This is a genomic window from Streptomyces sp. URMC 129 (genome assembly GCF_051386415.1).
In the GTDB taxonomy this organism is placed as follows: Bacteria; Actinomycetota; Actinomycetes; order Streptomycetales; family Streptomycetaceae; genus Streptomyces.
This window is the reverse complement of record NZ_JBPQTQ010000256.1, coordinates 1-2,220: the sequence shown is the minus strand read 5'-3', so window position 1 is coordinate 2,220 and position 2,220 is coordinate 1. Positions and strand designations below refer to the sequence as shown.

The 2,220-nt window shown below is 73.6% G+C and carries 2 protein-coding genes; one reads left to right on the top strand and one right to left on the bottom strand.

Going from position 1 to position 2,220, the window contains the following annotated elements; all coding sequences use genetic code 11:
* Positions 1–170: 170 nt before the first annotated feature.
* Positions 171–1,760: an alkaline phosphatase D family protein gene (locus ACSNOC_RS27550; protein WP_436750296.1), complete on the bottom strand. Its 1,590-nt coding sequence runs from the start codon at positions 1,758–1,760 to the stop codon at positions 171–173.
* A 188-nt stretch (positions 1,761–1,948) separates the two neighbouring features.
* Between ACSNOC_RS27550 and ACSNOC_RS27545 the strand changes: the two genes are divergently transcribed.
* A complete protein-coding gene (locus tag ACSNOC_RS27545; RefSeq protein WP_436750295.1) occupies positions 1,949–2,149 on the top strand; it encodes a hypothetical protein in 201 nt (66 codons plus the stop codon).
* The last annotated feature ends 71 nt before the right edge of the window (positions 2,150–2,220 follow it).

Here is a 2,220-nt window from a genome sequence, read left to right as displayed (position 1 = left end):
GGACTGGTACAACTACCACCGACCCCACACCGGCATCAGCGGCCAGACCCCCGCCAGCCACGTCACCAACCTACCGGAACAACACACCTAGGGGCTGCCCCCGCGCCCGTCAAGATCCACCCGCGCCGCCCGCGCCCGCCCGCCACCGTGCTGGCCCGCGCGCCGGCCCGTCACAGCCGGTGGGCGCCGGGCGCGCCCTCCTCCACGACGAAGGAGGCGAAGGTCTCCGCCGGCACGTCCGGGCGGCCGACCGTGCCGACCATCCGCAGATCGGTGCGCCACTCCCGGCGGTCCACCGCGCAGCGCACGTAGCCGCGCCGGTCGCCGTCGAAGAAGCGGATGTGCGGGTTGTGCCGGATCATCGGGCCGTAATAGGGGCCGTAGACCTCGCCGTCGCCGTTGCTGCTGATGGAGGTGCCGACGAACTCGGTGGCGACCACCGGGGAGTCGGGGTCGTCGAAGTCGCGCCGGATGTCGTTGACGAAGGTGGAGTGCCAGTCGCCGGTGATGACGACGGGGTTGCTCACCCGCGCCGCGGCGAGGTGATCCGTCACGCGGGTGCGGGCGGCGGGGAAGCCGTCCCAGGCGTCGTGCCACAGGGTGTCGCCGGCGGGACCGTCGTGGTCCAGGCGGGCCATCATGACGTTGTTGGCCAGCACGTTCCACCGCGCCCCGGACGCCGCGAGGCCGTCCAGCAGCCAGCGCTCCTGCCGCTCGCCGAGCATGGTCACCGACGGGTCGTAGGCCGCCTCGCAGGCGGGCGCCTCGCCCCAGCCGCAGGGCGGGACGTCGCGGTACTGGCGGCCGTCCAGCACGCTGAACTCCGCGAGGTCCCCGTAGGCCAGCCGCCGGTACAGGCGCATCTCGCCGGAGCGCGGGATGGCGGCGCGGCGCAGCGGCTGGTGCTCGTAGTACGCCTGGTACGCGGCCGCGCGCAGGGCGGTGATGTCGCCCTCGTACTGCGAGGACCGGGCGGCGTAGTCGTTCTGCACCTCGTGGTCGTCCCAGGTGACGATCCAGGGGAAGCGGGCGTGGGCGCGCTGGAGGTCGGGGTCGCTCTTGTAGAGGGCGTATTGCAGCCGCCAGCGGTCCAGCGTCCGGCAGGCGGGGCGCAGCTGGGCGGGCACGGGGGTCCGCCGGTAGCCGCCGTCGGCGGGGATGCCGCCCTCGTAGACGTAGTCGCCGAGGTGGACGACGAGATCGAGGTCCTCCTCGGCGAGGTTGCGGTAGGCCGAGTAGTAGCCGTCCGCCCAGTTCTGGCAGGAGGCGAAGGCGAACGACAGCCGGCGCACGCGCGTGTGGGCGGCGGGCAGGGTGCGGGTGCGGCCCACGGGCGACACGTCGCCGCCGCAGCGGAACTGGTACCAGTACTCGCGGTCGGGCAGCAGCCCCTCCGGCTCCACGTGCACCGCGTGCGCCAGCTCGGGCAGCGCCCGCACGGTGCCGCGCCGCACGACGTTCCGCATACCCTCGTCGGTGGCCACCCGCCAGTCCACGGCCACCGGGCCGTGCGGCATGCCCCCGCCGCCGGGCGCCAGCGGCTCCGGCGCCAGCCGGGTCCACAGCACGAAGCCGTCGGGCGAGGGATCGCCGGAGGCCACGCCCAGCGTGAACGGGTACCCGGCCAGGCCGCCCCGTGGCGCCGCCGACGCCCCCTGCTCCAGCGGGACTTGCGCCAGCGCGGCCAGCCCCGCGATGCCGCCGAGCGCCCGCACGAGCCGTCTGCGGTCCCAACTGGTCGGTTCGGGCATCAGGGACATGGCCACCACTCCTGTATCGCTGTGTCGGCGGGCGCGACGCCGGACATCCTGGGCACCCCCGGTGACCCTCCGCTGAAGACGACATGACACCCCGGCGGACGGATACCGGCATCGGTCTCCGGGAGGGGTCCCCGGCGGTCCCGCCGATGATGGGCCGCCAGGCGCCGGAGCGGAGGAGGAGGCCCGCGTTGGATCCCGTGCGAGTCGACTTGCTGACCGTGCTGTTCGGTCCCCTTGCCCTCATCGCGCTGGTGCTCGCCTATTCCGCGCGGCGCTCGGCGTCCGGGCGGGGCGAGCCCATGCCCGACTGGGGCACGTTCGCCCAGGGCGTGGCGATCACCCTCGCGCTGGTCGTGGCCTTCCTCCAACTGGTCTGGGGCAGCCCCTAGTGTCCTGAGTCGGAGATTCGTCGGCAGTAGGTGGCGACCTTGTCGAGGATTTCGTCGGCGGTTTTGGTCCA

Coding starts and splice junctions, on each gene's coding strand:
- ACSNOC_RS27550 (WP_436750296.1), bottom strand. CDS start 1,760: ATGTCCCTGATGCCCGAACCGACCAGTTGGGACCGCAGACGGCTCGTG.